8 protein-coding genes are annotated in these 14,954 nt (G+C 64.3%); 6 read left to right on the top strand and 2 right to left on the bottom strand.

The window, feature by feature from the left end:
• Positions 1-108: 108 nt before the first annotated feature.
• Positions 109-2,316, bottom strand: coding sequence for a catalase/peroxidase HPI (gene katG / locus ACQ651_RS17560; protein ID WP_430449994.1), 2,208 nt, complete (start codon positions 2,314-2,316; stop codon positions 109-111).
• Between the two features lie 313 nt (positions 2,317-2,629).
• Here katG and ACQ651_RS17555 point away from each other — a divergent pair, with 313 nt between their 5' ends.
• The 4 genes from ACQ651_RS17555 to ACQ651_RS17540 all read left to right on the top strand — a co-directional run bounded on the left by ACQ651_RS17555 (position 2,630) and on the right by ACQ651_RS17540 (position 8,088).
• Complete coding sequence (locus tag ACQ651_RS17555; RefSeq protein WP_430450344.1) at positions 2,630-3,556, top strand: LysR substrate-binding domain-containing protein; 927 nt, start codon at positions 2,630-2,632, stop codon at positions 3,554-3,556.
• Between the two features lie 123 nt (positions 3,557-3,679).
• Positions 3,680-5,905, top strand: coding sequence for a glycosyltransferase (locus ACQ651_RS17550; RefSeq protein WP_430449993.1), 2,226 nt, complete (start codon positions 3,680-3,682; stop codon positions 5,903-5,905).
• A gap of 387 nt (positions 5,906-6,292) precedes the next feature.
• Positions 6,293-7,399: a capsule biosynthesis protein gene (locus tag ACQ651_RS17545; RefSeq protein ID WP_227286958.1), complete on the top strand. Its 1,107-nt coding sequence runs from the start codon at positions 6,293-6,295 to the stop codon at positions 7,397-7,399.
• 11 nt (positions 7,400-7,410) lie between these two features.
• On the top strand, positions 7,411-8,088 hold the full coding sequence (locus tag ACQ651_RS17540) for an ABC transporter ATP-binding protein (RefSeq protein ID WP_430449992.1): 678 nt from the start codon (positions 7,411-7,413) through the stop codon (positions 8,086-8,088).
• An 11-nt stretch (positions 8,089-8,099) separates the two neighbouring features.
• Here the strand turns inward: ACQ651_RS17540 and ACQ651_RS17535 are convergent, their stop codons facing one another.
• Positions 8,100-10,832, bottom strand: coding sequence for a DUF4214 domain-containing protein (locus ACQ651_RS17535; RefSeq protein WP_430449991.1), 2,733 nt, complete (start codon positions 10,830-10,832; stop codon positions 8,100-8,102).
• Positions 10,833-11,078: 246 nt separating this feature from the next.
• Here ACQ651_RS17535 and gmd point away from each other — a divergent pair, with 246 nt between their 5' ends.
• Positions 11,079-12,092, top strand: a complete 1,014-nt coding sequence (gene gmd / locus ACQ651_RS17530) for a GDP-mannose 4,6-dehydratase (RefSeq protein WP_430449990.1) — start codon at positions 11,079-11,081, stop codon at positions 12,090-12,092.
• A 193-nt stretch (positions 12,093-12,285) separates the two neighbouring features.
• A complete protein-coding gene (locus ACQ651_RS17525) occupies positions 12,286-14,913 on the top strand; it encodes a glycosyltransferase (protein ID WP_430449989.1) in 2,628 nt (875 codons plus the stop codon).
• Positions 14,914-14,954 lie beyond the last annotated feature (41 nt).

Raw genomic sequence — 14,954 nt, 5'->3', positions numbered from 1 at the left:
CGGGCGCCGACATCCCCGGACCGGGACAGGCCGAAAGGGATCGGTCTGTCGGGAAAGACCCGGGCGCCGCGTTTCGATGGCCGCGCCCGGGCCTGTTTCATGGATATCTCACGCCAGATCGAAGCGGTCGAGGTTCATCACCTTGGTCCAGGCTGCGACGAAGGCTTTCACGAAGGTTTCCGGCGCATCGTCCTGACCGTAGACCTCTGCAATCGCGCGCAGCTGGGAGTTGGAGCCGAAGATCAGATCGACCCGCGTGCCGGTCCATTTGACCTCTCCCGTGGACCGGTCCCGGCCTTCGAACACGTCTTCCGCGTCGGAGACCGCTTTCCATTCGGTTCCCATGTCCAGAAGATTGGTGAAGAAGTCGTTGCTGAGCACTCCCGGGCGATCGGTGAACACGCCATGGGAGGACTGTCCGAAATTCGCGCCCAGCATCCGCATGCCACCCACCAGCGCGGACATTTCCGGCGCGCTGAGCGTGAGAAGCTGGGCACGGTCCACCAGCAACTCCTCGGCCGATACAGTGTAGTCCGCCTTCAGGTAGTTGCGGAAGCCATCGGCGGCCGGTTCAAGCACCTCGAAGGAGTCGACGTCCGTCTGCTCCTGGGAGGCATCGGCCCGGCCGGGCGCGAACGGCACCTCAACCTCATGGCCGCCATCCTTCGCCGCCTTTTCGACAGCCGCCGCGCCACCGAGAACGACCAGGTCTGCCAGCGACACACGCTTGCCGCCGGATTGCGCATCGTTGAAGGCGGTCTGGATGCCCTCAAGCGTGTCCAGCACGCGCGCCAACTGGTCCGGCTGGTTCACCTCCCAGTCCTTTTGCGGGGCGAGCCGGATCCGGGCACCATTCGCGCCGCCGCGTTTGTCGGAGCCGCGGAAGGTGGAGGCGGAGGCCCATGCGGTGGAGACCAGGTCCGCCACGGAGAGGCCGGAGGCGAGGATCTTGCCCTTTAGCTCCGCGATATCCTGCGCGTCGATCAGCGGATGCGTGACCTTGGGGATCGGATCCTGCCACAACAGCTCTTCCTGCGGGACTTCCTCACCCAGATACAGAATCGGTGGGCCCATGTCGCGATGGGTCAGCTTGTACCAGGCGCGTGCGAAGGCGTCGGCGAACTCCTCGGGGTTCTGGTGGTACCGGCGCGAGATCTTCTCATAGGCCGGATCCATGCGCATGGCCATGTCGGCGGTCGTCATCATGATCGGCACGGTGCCCGAGCCATCGACCTGCGGCGCGTGGTCATCCGCGGACAGGCCCCTGGGCTGCCACTGATGCGCGCCGGCGGGGCTTTTCGTCAGTTCCCACTCATAGCCGAAAAGCACGTCGAAATAGCTCATGTCCCATGTCGTCGGTGTCGGCGTCCAAGGCCCTTCGATACCGCTGGTGATCGCGTCCACACCGCTGCCCGAGGCATGGGTGCTGAGCCAGCCGAGGCCCTGCGCCTCGATCGGCGCGCCTTCGGGCTCGGGGCCGACCAGCGCCGCATCACCCGCGCCATGGGCCTTGCCGAAAGTGTGCCCGCCCGCAACCAGCGCCACGGTCTCTTCGTCATTCATCGCCATGCGGGCAAAGGTTTCGCGAATATCGCGCCCCGACGCGACCGGATCGGGATTGCCGTTGGGGCCTTCGGGGTTCACGTAGATCAGGCCCATCTGCACCGCCGCCAGCGGGTTCTGAAGCTCCCTGTCGCCGGAATAGCGCGCATCGCCCAGCCACTCGGTTTCCGTACCCCAGTAAATGTCCTGCTCGGGCTCCCAGATATCGGCGCGGCCGCCGCCGAAGCCGAAGGTCTTGAACCCCATGGATTCCAACGCGACATTGCCGGTCAGGATCATCAGATCGGCCCAGGAGATCTTGTTGCCGTACTTCTGTTTGATCGGCCACAAGAGGCGGCGGGCCTTGTCGAGATTCCCGTTGTCCGGCCAGCTGTTGAGCGGCGCGAAACGCTGCGTCCCCGAGGAGGAACCGCCACGACCGTCGGCGGTGCGATAGGTGCCCGCGCTGTGCCACGCCATGCGGATGAAGAATGGACCGTAATGGCCATAATCCGCCGGCCACCAGTCCTGCGATTCCGTCATCAGCGCATGGAGGTCTTTCTTGAGCGCCTGAAGGTCGAGCGATTTGAACGCTTCGGCATAGTCGAACCCGTCGACCATCGGGTTGGACATCTGCGAATTCTGATGCAGGATGCCGAGGTTGAGCTGATTTGGCCACCAGTCCCGGTTCGATCTGACCCCGAAGGTCGCGTGCAGGCTGGAGCCGCCCATCATCGGGCACTTTCCTGAGGTTCCGATATCATTTCCGTCCATGGTTCATTCCGATCCTGGCTGTTGATGCTAGAAAGCGAGTTGGGTGAGCGCGTGTTCGTATCGAGGGCGATCCGGCCCAATGGCTAGCCCGGCAGGTCCGCGCGCCGCAAGCTCTGTTTACGGACCAGGCGCCTGCCGTCGCGCCGGGGCAGGAACGGGCCCGGTTTTCCGGATTTGCGCATGGCCCACGCCCTGAAAAAGCCATCAACCCGGCCTAGACCCGTCATCGCATCCCTCCTTCTCAAACGCAGGATAGCAAATGTTTTCGATTGGATTAAGTTGCATTTTCTAATCATCTCAATAACCATACGTTATAATGAATCTGACCCTGCGCCAACTCCGCTACTTCGAATCCCTGTCCCGCCACGGCCATTTCGGGCGTGCCGCGGATGCCTGCGCCATCTCGCAGCCGGCCCTGTCGGTGCAGATCAGGGAGCTTGAGGAAAGCCTTGGCGCAAAACTTTTCGAACGCGGGCCCCGGCATGTGCGGCTGACCGGGCTGGGAGAGGAATTTGCGCTGCGTGTCCGGAAGATCCTGCAATCCATCGACGAGCTGGAGGATCTGGCACGTGCCTCCGGCGACCGGCTTTCGGGGCGGCTGCGGATCGGCGTCATCCCGACAATTGCCCCCTATCTGTTGCCCGAACTGATCGGCGCGCTCACCCGGAATTATGCCGGTCTGGATGTGAACATCCGGGAGACCATCACGCCCAGGCTGATCGAGGAACTGGAGGACGGCAAGCTCGACACCGCCATCGTCGCCCTGCCCATATCGGAGCCCTCGCTCACCGAGGTGGCGCTGTTCGAGGAGGATATGGTGCTTGTCCGCCCCATTGGCGATGCCGACGCGCCCGTGCCAAGCGGCGAGGCCCTGCGCGATATGCGACTGCTTTTGCTGGAAGAAGGGCACTGCTTCCGCGATCAGGCGCTGTCCTTCTGCAACATCCAGTCGTCGCAGCCCCGTGACGGGCTGGATGGCAGTTCGCTCTCGACGCTGGTGCAGATGGTCGGGGCGGGCATCGGCGTGACCCTGATCCCGGACATGGCGGTGGCGGTGGAAACCCGCTCGGCGCCGGTCGCGACAAGCCGGCTGCGGGGGCCGCAGCCATCGCGGACGGTCGGGATGATCTGGCGCAGGACCAGCCCGCTGGCGGAGCAGTTGACGCAGATCTCGGAGATTGTCCGGGAGGCCGCCGAGGCCGTACACTCCCGGCGGAACGACGCCTCACCCCGTCACTGAGCCCGGCCCCGCGCACCGGTCAGGCGGTGTCGCCGCATTGCCGCGATGGTGGACAGGCGTCGGACAGGCCAATACATCTGGCACCGTACCGCCCGGTCGCGGGCCGCTTACCAAGGATGTCATGTGCTCAGCCGGCTCCGTGGATTATACGCGCGTTATGCGGCGCATCACAAAGATATCGCCGCGACCGGATCCGGCGAGACAGGCACGATCTGGAACCCGGCACCGGTCGCCGCTCGGCCCCTGCCTTCGGACCGCCGCCTGCTCCTGCGCTTCCTCCGCGATGCGATGGGCGCGGCACCGCCGGCCCTGCGCTGGTATCTGACCGGCGCGCCGGAATGGAAGGCCGAGGTCAAGGCAAGGCTGGGTCTGACCCCGCTCGACCTGGCCCATCCGCTCGACATATCCGTGTTTCGCGAGCCTCCGTCAGATGCGCCACGCGCGAAGACACCGGTGACGATCCTGCTGCCGGTCTTCAACGCCTTCGAGATCTTGCAGGAATGTCTTGACCGGATCGAGCGGCATACGGATCTGCCCTGGCATCTGATCGCGGTCGAAGACGGCTCCACCGACGCCCGCGTGCGGCCATTCCTGAGGGATTGGGCCACGGCGCGGGCCCCTCGGGTCACCCTTCTGGAAAACAGCGAAAACCTTGGGTTCGTCGGCAGCGTCAACCGCGCGCTGGAGGAGATCCGGGGCCGCGATCATCCCGTGATCCTGCTGAATTCGGACAGCCTCGTGCCCGCGGGCTGGGCCAGCCGGATCGTCGCCCCCCTGCTTGACGCGCCGGACATCGCCAGCGTGACGCCAATGTCGAATGACGCGGAAATCCTGTCGGTCCCGCTCACATGCCAGCGGCGCGATCTGCGCCCCGGAGAAGCCGACCGGATCGATGCGGTTGCGCAAGGCCTGTCGCCCCTTGCCACGGTGGACATTCCAACCGGGGTCGGCTTCTGCATGGCGCTCAGCCACAGGTTTCTTCGGGATCTGCCGCAACTCGATACCAGCTTCGGCCGGGGCTACGGCGAAGAGGTGGACTGGTGCCGCAAGGCTTTGGCCATGGGCGGCAGGCATGTGGGCCTGCCCGGTCTGTTCGTCGAACATCGCGGCGGCGCCAGCTTCGGGACCGGGGGGAAAGCCGCCCAATTGGCGAAGAACGCGGCGATCCTGTCCCGCCGCTACCCGCAATTCGATGCCGAGGTACAGGCGTTTCTGAGGCATGATCCGCTTCTGTCGGGTCGATTGGCGCTTGCCGTCGGATGGGCGGCGGCAAGCGCGGACGGGGCGGTGCCGATCTACCTTGCCCATTCCCTCGGCGGCGGAGCGGAGGCGCATCTGCGCCGCGAGCTTGCCGATCTCCTCAGCCGTGAATGCGCCGCGATCGTGCTCCGCTTTGGCGGGCGGCAGCGGGTGCAGGTGGAGCTTCATACGGATCGGGGCCGGATCATGGGCGCGACCTCGGACCTCGCACTTGTCCACCGGCTGCTGGAACCGGTGCGGCGCCGGCGCATCATCTATTCCTGCGCAGTGGGCGACACGGATCCCATGGCCTTGCTAGATCTTATACATGATCTGGCGGTGAGCGACGCGGAAATCGAGATCCGGTTCCACGACTTTTTCCCGGTCTCCCCGTCCTACTGCCTGCTGGATCAGGACGGACATTACCGCGGTCCGGTCACCGCCAGCCGCCGAGACGCGGCCCACAGCACGACCCGAGCGGACGGCACGGTGGTGACCCTCGCCGATTGGCAGCGCGCGTGGCACCGACCGCTCAGCGCCGCCGGCAAGCTCGTCGTCTACTCGAACGACAGCCGGGCGCAGGTGGCCGCCGCCTATCCCGACCTGTCGGACAAGATCACCGTCGCCCCGCATCCGGCACCAACTGCGACTGGCCGAGTGCCGGTGCCGCAGGATGCGCGGAAAACGGTCATCGGCATCCTCGGCAATATCGCGCCGCAGAAAGGCGCCGCGCTGATCTGCGATCTGGCCCGGGAACTGGAACGGCACCCGGGCATCTCGATGGTTCTGATCGGAACGCTTGACCCGTCATTCAACCTGCCCCGGTCGGTGCCTCTTCATGGCCCCTATCGCCCGGAGGATATCGCAGAGCATGCTCGCCACTATGGGGTGACCTGCTGGCTAATCCCCTCGACCTGGCCGGAAACCTTTTCCTTCACCACCCACGAGGCGCTGGCAACCGGGCTGCCCGTTCTGGCCTTCGACATCGGCGCACAAGGCGAGGCCGTGGCACAGGCGGAAAACGGCCACCCGATCGGCTTCGCAATTGAGGATAATCTCACGCAGGTTATCATAGAAAACGTCAAAAATTTACCATCTGTTGACCCTTGATGCCCTAGCCTCGGCGCGAACGCGGGGCGTGGCGAGGGAGCCTGAACCGGCGCAAGGCATAGCATTCGGGCGCGGGCGGCCGCGTTTCCGCACTCTCCATTGATCAGGGTGGACCCAGATTTGGCAGACAGCATTCCATCCAAACGCGCGGCCCGGATACCGCCCGCCGACAAGGCGTCGGACCCGCAGGCGGAGACAGGAGAAGCTGAACGAACCGTGGAGGCATGGCAGAAAACGCAGCCTCTTGCCCGTATCCGCAAGGCGGCGCAGCAACAACAGGAGGTGACGCCCCCCCCGAAACCCGCAGCGGCAGGGCAGGGCCCGAAACCGGGCGGCAAGGCAGAACCCGGCGCGCCATCGATACCCGTCGCCCCAGCGGCCCGACCCATGCGAACGCGGCGACGGCATTGGCTGGTGGCCTTGTCCTTCATGATCATGGTGGCCGCCCCGGCCGCACTCTCCGCCTGGTATCTCTGGACCCGCGCGGCCGACCAATACGCGTCTTTCGTGGGCTTTTCGGTGCGCACCGAAGAGGTCAGCTCTGCCATCGAAATTCTGGGTGGGATCACCGACCTGTCGGGATCGAGTTCGTCCGACACCGATATCCTGTACGAATTCCTGCAAGGTCAGGAACTGGTGCGGCTGGTCGACGACCGGCTCGACCTCCGCGCGATCTGGTCCCGGGTCAGCCCCGAAGAAGACCCGGTTTTCGCCTTTCACCCGCCCGGCACGATCGAAGATCTGGTGGATCATTGGGCGCGCAAGGTGCGGATATATTACGACAGCGGCACAGGCCTGATCGACCTGCGCATCTTGGCCTATGACCCCGCCGACGCGCAGCGGATCGCGCAGGAGGTTTTCGAACAGAGCAGCGCGATGATCAACGCGCTTTCGGCAGTCGCCCGCGAAGACGCCATAGGCTATGCCCGCGATGAACTGGCCCAGGCCGAGGAACGGCTGACCGGCGCGCGCGTGGCGCTGACCGCGTTTCGCAACCGGACCCAGATCGTGGATCCGACGATCGACACCCAGGGCCAGATGGGTCTGCTCAACACGTTGCAGGCGCAGTTGGCCGAAGCGCTGATCGAGCTTGATATCCTGCGGGAGACGACCCGGGAAAGCGATCCGCGGATCGTGCAGGTGGAGCGGCGCGTATCCGTGATCGAGAACCGCATCGCTCAGGAGCGCGCGGTTCTGGGCACCAGTGCCGCCGGCGACAGCGCATTCGCCGATCTGGTCGGGGAGTACGAGCGGCTGGCCACGGATCAGGAATTCGCCGCGCAGGCCTATACGGCCGCGCTGGCCGCGTTCGATTCAGCCCGGAACGAAGCCCGGCGGCAAAGCCGTTATCTGGCCGCCCATGTCCGCCCCACCTTGTCTGAGGCATCGCGCTACCCCGAACGGGTCGTGCTGCTGTCGATGATCACCCTGTTCACCTTCCTGATCTGGGCGGCGGTCGTGCTGGTGGCCTACAGCCTGCGCGACCGGCGCTAGGGTGGCCCCCGGTGATCGAGTTCCGCAATGTGACCAAGGAGTTCACCCGGGCCGGGTTCCGAAACCGGGTGATCGATGATCTCAGTCTGACCGTGCCGTCGCAGCTTTCGGTGGCGCTTCTGGGCCGGAACGGCGCCGGAAAATCGACCTTGCTGAAGATGATCGCGGGGACGCTGGAACCCACCTCAGGCGAAATCCTCTCCACGGGAAGCATCTCCTGGCCGGTCGGGTTTGCCGGATCCTTTCATCCGGACCTGACAGGGTCGCAGAATGTACGCTTCGTCGCCCGCATCTACGGTGTAGACACCGAGGAGTTATCCGATTTCGTGGAGGAGTTCTGCGAGTTGGGGGCGAGTTACAGGCAACCGTTGCGCGGGTATTCCTCGGGCATGAAGGCGCGGTTGTCCTTCGGCGTCTCGATGGGGATCGGATTCGACACCTATCTCGTGGATGAGGTCACCGCCGTCGGCGACGCGGCGTTTCGCAAGAAAAGCAGTGCGATGTTCCGTCAGCGGATGGAACAGGCCGGATCTTTCGTTGTCAGTCACAACATGCCGCAGATCCGCGAGCTCTGTGATATCGGCATCGTCCTGGAGCACGGAAAGATCACGCTCTACGAGGATGTGGACGAGGCGATCGACCACCACCTGTGCAACCTCGACGTTCCGAACATGGCCGGGAATTCCTGAGACCTCTCTATTCAGATGATTTGGAAGATATCTGTCGTGATGTCCGCGATGTCGGTGTCGAGGAAGGTGATCGTGACGCCGCTGTCGGCGAGCAGCACATCGGTGCCCTGCTGGGTCAGGTCGGCAAGCACGGCGCCCGCATCGGCATAGCTGAACCCGTCCAGGATCACCCAGTCCCACGCCTCCAGATCCACCACCTCATGGGTGCCGCCATCGCCGGCGTCGAAGACGAAACTGTCCGCCCCGAACCCGCCGAAGACCGCATTGGCGCCGCCGCCCCCCTCCAGCCGGTCGCCGGGGAAGGTCGCGCGCATCCAGGCGCTGAGATCGGGGCCCGTGTTGTCCCGGAATTCGGCGCTCTCGGCGAACCCGCGCACCACCTCCTCCCGGCTGAGCGTGCCGTCATCCAGAAGCCCGCGCCAGCCCTGCAGCCCGGCCGGATCGGGCGCCCGGCCCAGCACGTTTTCATACATCAGCGTGACGAATTCGGCATTGTCCGTCGCGCCGTACCGCCCCTGGAACTCGGATGAGTTGACGAAGCCCGACACCACCTCCAGATAGGGCCGCCCCCCGGCCAGCTCCCCGACCCAGGCCAGCAGGCCACCCGGATCCGGCACCCGGTCCAGCGTCGCCTGATAGAGCCGGAACACCTCGTCGGCCCAGTTGGCCCGGTACCCCGCCTGGCTGAACTCCAGCGCCCCGGCTGCCGTGTTGCCCATGAACTCCTGGCTTTCGGAGAACCCGAACACCACCTCCGCCCGGCTGAGCGCACCGCTGTCGAGCTGATCGCGCCAGGCCTGCAGCCCGGCCGGGTCGGGCGCCCGGCCCAGCACGTTTTCATACATCAGCGTGACGAATTCGGTCGTGTCCGTCGCGCCGTACCGCCCCTGGAACTCCGGGGAGCCCATGAACCCCTCGATCACCTGCAGAAGGCTTGCCTGCCCGTCGCGCAGCGTCTCGGTCCAGCCCCGATGCCCGGCCGCATCCGGCGCCCGGTCCAGCGTCGCCTGATAGAGCCGGAACACCTGCGCCGAGACCGGGTCAAACCCCACATCCACATCGTCCCCGTTCAGAACGTCATCCCCCAAACCCCCGAACAAACTGTCCGAACCAGACCCGCCAACAAGCACATCAGAACCGGCCATGCCGAACATCAGATCATCGCCGCCGGCCCCGTCCATGTAATTCGACACGCCGTTGCCGTTGAGAAAATCGGCCTCGACGCTGCCGGCGAAGACGGTTTCGCCCCCCAGATTGCCGACCGGAAGGCGGGACAGGTTGATCAGTTCGGGCACCAGAATATCGGCCGCGTCGAGCGGGCGCTGATCGGCACTGATCACCCGCAACACCTCGTTGCGGAAGGTCAGGATGCACCCGTCCGCGGTGGTCTGGAACGTGATCTGGTCCAGATTGCGGAACATCTGATAGGCGGAGAGATCAAGCACATCCTCGGCCGGGTCAAAATCCGTGATCGTATCGTCGATCCCGTCGGCCGCCATGACGAAGACGTCCCGCCCGGCGCCGCCCGTCAACCGATCGGCGCCCGTTCCGTCCATCAGGATATCGTTGCCAGCGCCGCCGTTCAGAGTGTCATCGCCCTGCCCGCCGGAGATCACTTCGCCTGCGGCCGTCCCGGTGATCGCATCGCCGCCGTCGCTGCCGAGCAACGTGTCGGAGACGGCGCCGGGATCATAGCTCAGATGGGTGATGCCGGTTTCGGTATGGCTGGCCGCGAAGATTTCGAGCGTGCCGTCCCGGGTCGTGGCGGCGATGCTGCTGACATTCTCCAGGCTGGCCGCAAAGCTGTCCGCCATGGTGTCGTGATGCAGCAAGCGCCCGCCGGGCAGAAGCTGGAAAAGCGACATCCCGTCATCGGCGCCACCGGCCATGACGAAGACCTGATCTGCCAATGTGACAAGTTCCAGGCTGGTCACGGACTGGAACCGGGAACTCAGATCGTCCAGAACATGATCGACCGGCACCAAGGACCCGTCGGTGTTGAGCCGCAGAACGCTCAGCGACGAACTGCCCTGGGACGCCAGAACGATGTATTCGCCATCGGGCATCGTCGCCTGCGCAAGGGCGCTGATCCCGGCCACGCCGAGCCCGTCGGCGGCCCCGGCGCGGCCCCGGATCTGCAACGCCCCGCCCGCGACGACTTCGTAGCTGACCACCTGGTCGCCATCGCCGGTCACGGCAATCAGGTACTTCTCGGACCCGGCCTGGGCGGCCATCAGGCGGGAAGCTCCTCCGGGCACGTCCTGCTGGGTTTGCTGAAGAAGCTCGCCATCGGGCTGAACCGCATAGGCCTTGATCGTGCCTTCGGCCTTGTCGCCCGCGTAGACATAGGTGCCGCTGGCACTTTCCGTCAGCACGAGATCGGAAAAGCCTTCGCTGGCCGCCATGCTGGAGAGGGTTTGCGGCACGCCGCCAATAGTTCCGTCCGCTGCGATCCGGAAGCTTATCGGCCCATCCATCGCGGGCCCGAGGGTAACCGCGCGCAGCGTGCCGCCGAATTCCATCAGTTCGAGCGAGATCGTATCCTCGGAAAGATACTGGGTATCGATCAACTGTGCCGACCCGTCGGGGCCCAGCCCGAAAACCGTGATCGCCTCGCCGGACCGGCTGGTGGCGTATAGTGCCGCCTGACCGCTGGACGTCACGAAGAGATCCAGATCGGTGATCGCCGTTACCACTTCGGGCACGGCGTGCGACATCGTCGCGACATAGGATAGTTGAGCCACCCCTGACTCCCCCTCGCAAATCTGCGCCCCCACGCATTCCGGGGGACAATGCCTCGGGAGGATTAACGTCTGGTCAGAGCATTGTGGCAGAGTTGGGACATTCGCTTAGACTTGCAGTTTTCCGGTCTCATGCACGATCCGCCCGGACAGACACGCGCCCATTCATGGTTGCGAAAGCCGGGCCCGGTAGACTATCACCCTTCTGCCCCGGCCCGGCGGCAGCTCCAGACAGGCGGGAACGATCAGATGAAGAAGGCCTTTATCACCGGCATCACCGGTCAGGATGGCGCCTATCTCGCGAAGCTTCTGCTCGACAAGGGCTACGAGGTGCATGGCGGCGCGCGATGGATTTCTCACGAACAGAAGTCCCGTCTTGCCCGGCTTGGTGTCGCCGACGCGGTCCATATGCATGAATTCGACCTCAGCGACATGAACAACATCTTCCGCACCTTGCGGGATGTCCGGGTGGACGAGTTCTATAATCTCGCCGCACTCAGCTTCGTGGGCGCGTCCTGGGATGTGCCGGTCTACTCCGCGGATGTGAACGGGCAGGGCGTGGTCCGGATCCTTGATACCTTGCGCACGATCGCCCCTGAAACCCGGTTCTATCAGGCGTCGACATCGGAGATGTTCGGGCTGGTGCAGGAAGTCCCGCAAAGCGAGACGACGCGCCTCTACCCGCGCTCGCCCTACGGCGTTTCCAAGGTATACGGCCATCATATCACGGTGAATTATCGCGAATCCTTCGGGCTGCACGCGTCATCGGGCATTCTGTTCAATCATGAATCCCCCTTGCGCGGAAAAGACTTCGTGACCCGCAAGATCACCATGGGGCTGGCCCGGATTGCGCGCGGCGGCAGTGCGCCGGTCGTTCTGGGCAATCTCAATGCGCAGCGCGACTGGGGCTTTGCCGGCGACTATGTCGACGGCATGTGGCGGATGCTGCAGCAGGACAAGGCCGACGATTACGTTCTGGCCACCGGCGTGACGACCACGATCCGCGATTTCGTGGCCTTCGCGGCGGCCCCGCTTGGCATGGATCTTGAGTGGCAGGGCGAAGGCGTCGGGGAGACCGCGACCGACCGCAGGACCGGCAGGCGCATCGTGGAGGTCAGTGCGGAATGGTTCCGCCCGGCGGAGGTGGATCTGCTGATCGGCGATGCCAGCAAGGCGCGGCAGAAACTCGGCTGGTCGCCCAAGGTCGACGTGCGCGCCCTGGCGGAGATGATGGCCAAGGCGGATTATGACGCCCTGGGTTAGGATCGGCGCCGGCCCGCGGCGCCGATATCGGCCGATTCTGGCGGGCGCTCCTCAGGATATTCCGATCCGTTAACCATTTTTTGGCATCCCCGTGACATGTCTTATGACTCAGGGCCTTCGCGGATGCGCAGGCTGCCCGGGCAATTGCCCGGGCCAGGGGTTTGGCGACCGATCACAGAGGGGTCTTGCGCAAATGGGATTTGAGAAACGCGGGGCGGCCAACGGTCCCGGAACCCCGAAACAGGGTACTGCGGAATTTGGCGCGATCGGATCTGCCGCCGTCACCCGGGCCCGCGAAGCCAGCCGGGCGCGCGAAGAGGCCCGCACGCCGGTATCTTCGGTGCGGAGTCTGCCCGGCGCCACCCCCGCCCCGACGGAGCGGCAGCCGCCCTATTCAGGCAATATCGACTATTTCTCCGCCGGCAAACTGCATGGCTGGGTGGTCCGGACCAATGCCCGGGAAAGCCGGCCCATGGTGGGTCTGTTCATCGGTGATCGCGCCGTAATCCGCCAATTGGCGAGCAAGCCGCGCTCCGATGTGAAGGAAGCCGGGATCGGGGATGGCTATTGCGGCTTTGAATTGCCTGTGGACGACGCGGCCTATGCCCTTGCGAAACGCTTCGGATATCAGGTGAGCGTCCGGGTTCTTGACGATCCGAAGTTCGAGATCGGGACCTATACGCTGCCCAAACCGCTTTTCGGCGGCCTCGACCGGAACAGCCCGATGATCGACCATTGCCGGATGCTGCTGAGCGATGAGCTGACCCTGATGGCGAAACTGCTTGCCAGGGTTGACCGGCCGGTCACCTCGCCGAAACTCGGCAAACACGCCCTGCTTTTCGACAAAAGCCGCCTGATCCCCGAGAGCGACGCGGCCCCGGATACGGACACACGCCTGCCCGCCTATCTCGATTACGTGAAACATCGCCTGCACAAGGACCGGAGCTTCGATACCGACGGCACGCCGGAAGATCGCGATCATTTCCTGCATTGGTACCTCACCGGCTACGGCACCATACGCCGCGGCCTGCGCACGCCGCTGCCCCATGACGCAATCGAATATCTGAATGCGCCGTTCGTCATCGGGGGCCAGAAACACGCGCTGACCCGGGCGATGTGGTGGCGGATCGTGGATGACGGCACCAAGCTGAAATCGCTGGATCTGTCCGACAGCGCGGCCTTCCTCGACCTGCTCTATTGGTGGGCGGAGAAGGAGGCGCCGCGCCTCTCGGTCGAGGATTGTCTCGTGCCCGCGCGGTATGCCGACCTGTTGCGGATGGTGCCCACCGCCCGCAAGGACGACGCCTTTCCGCTTTCCAATTTCATGGTCCGCCTTCAGGAGGACAGGTCGAGCTTCCAGTTCCTCGATCCGACGGAGGAGGAGGACCGGAAACTCTTTAGCTTATGCATGGTGCTCTGCGGCGCCAGCCGGCCCGATCTGCTGCGATACGTCCCGGCCGGATCCTTCAGGAAGATCTTCGCCCGACAGGGCGAGACCCCGTCGATCTTCGAGACCTTCTATCAGGCCATGACCCTGCAGGATGATCCGGTTCCGATCTCCCATGAGAGGTTCGCGGCCCTGATCCGTCTTCGCGGATACGACCTGCAAAGCCATCAGTTCCTTGCCCGGACCGAAACCGGTGACAGACTGCACGCCGTGGCCCTGCCGATTGCGGCCGACGCGGAGACGGTGGATGTGCAACTGATCGGGCCGTTTGAAAAAGCATCCGGGCTCGGGCAGGCCACGCGCCTTTCCGCGGAGATCATGAGCCGCACCGGACTGCGCGTGAATTGCGTGGATTTCGGGCTGGACAACCCCGCGCCAGAAGGGTTCAGCAAGGTCGGCAAGATGTCGGACTGGAAGAAGGCCCGGATCAACCTGCTGCATCTGAATGCGGAATCCATTCCTCTGGCGTTTGCCTACGGGCCGGATGTGTTTTCCGACAGCTACAATATCGGCTATTTCTACTGGGAACTCGATACGCCCGCGCTGTGCCATTACCTGGGCATGGAATTGCTGGACGAGATCTGGGTTTCGACCGAGTTCGGTGTCAGCATCTATCGCCCCGAAACCACGCAGCCGGTCGTCAATGTGGGGATGTGTTTCGAGGAATTGAGTCCAGTGGACAAGGATGCGGCCCGCCGAAATCTGGTGCAGCAGTTGCACCTGCCGGACGACGCGTTCCTCTGCCTCGTGGCCTTCGATTCGTTTTCCTTCGTGCAGCGGAAGAACCCGCTTGGCGTGCTGGCGGCGTTTCAGAAGGCCTTTAGGGGGATCGACACCGCGCATCTGATCATCAAGACGCAGAATCGCGACCATGTTTCGGACCCGATGCAGGAACGGATCTGGAAACGTGCCGACGCCATGATCGCCGCCGACCCGCGCATTCACGTGATCAATGAAACGCTCACCTACGAGGCGCTGGTCGATCTCAAGGCCGCCAGCGACTGCTACATCTCCCTGCATAAATCCGAGGGCTGGGGCTTCGGCATGATCGAGGCGATGAACCTGAAGGTGCCGGTGGTCTGCACGGGCTATTCCGGGAACATGGATTTCTGCTCGGAGCGGACGGCATGGCTGGTGGATTACAAAGACAGCTATCTCGTCGACGGGGATTACATCTTCGTGAGAGCCGGTCAGAAATGGGCGGATCCGGATATCGACGATGCCGCCGCCCAGCTCAGTGCCCTGTATCGCAATCCCCGGGAGCGGGCCGCGAAGGTGGAGGCCGCCTTCGCCAACGTCCGGCAGAACTTCTCCGCCGATGCGATCGCCAGACGCTACGAGGCGCGCTTGCAGGAAATCCTGAAGACGCTCTGACGCCAAACCTCCGGGGCGGGTTCGGCCGCTCCGCCAGAAAG

Source organism: Rhodophyticola sp., assembly GCF_965284195.1.
Taxonomy (GTDB): domain Bacteria; phylum Pseudomonadota; class Alphaproteobacteria; order Rhodobacterales; family Rhodobacteraceae; genus Rhodophyticola.
The sequence above is the reverse complement of the archived record's forward strand: the minus strand, read 5'-3'. Positions and strand labels throughout refer to the sequence as shown.

What these genes read in the sequence shown, in the direction of transcription:
- gmd (WP_430449990.1), top strand. Translation starts at nt 11,079, where the DNA reads ATGAAGAAGGCCTTTATCACCGGCATCACCGGTCAGGATGGCGCCTAT.
- ACQ651_RS17525 (WP_430449989.1), top strand. Translation starts at nt 12,286, where the DNA reads ATGGGATTTGAGAAACGCGGGGCGGCCAACGGTCCCGGAACCCCGAAA.
- katG (WP_430449994.1), bottom strand. Translation starts at nt 2,316, where the DNA reads ATGGACGGAAATGATATCGGAACCTCAGGAAAGTGCCCGATGATGGGC.
- ACQ651_RS17545 (WP_227286958.1), top strand. Translation starts at nt 6,293, where the DNA reads ATGCGAACGCGGCGACGGCATTGGCTGGTGGCCTTGTCCTTCATGATC.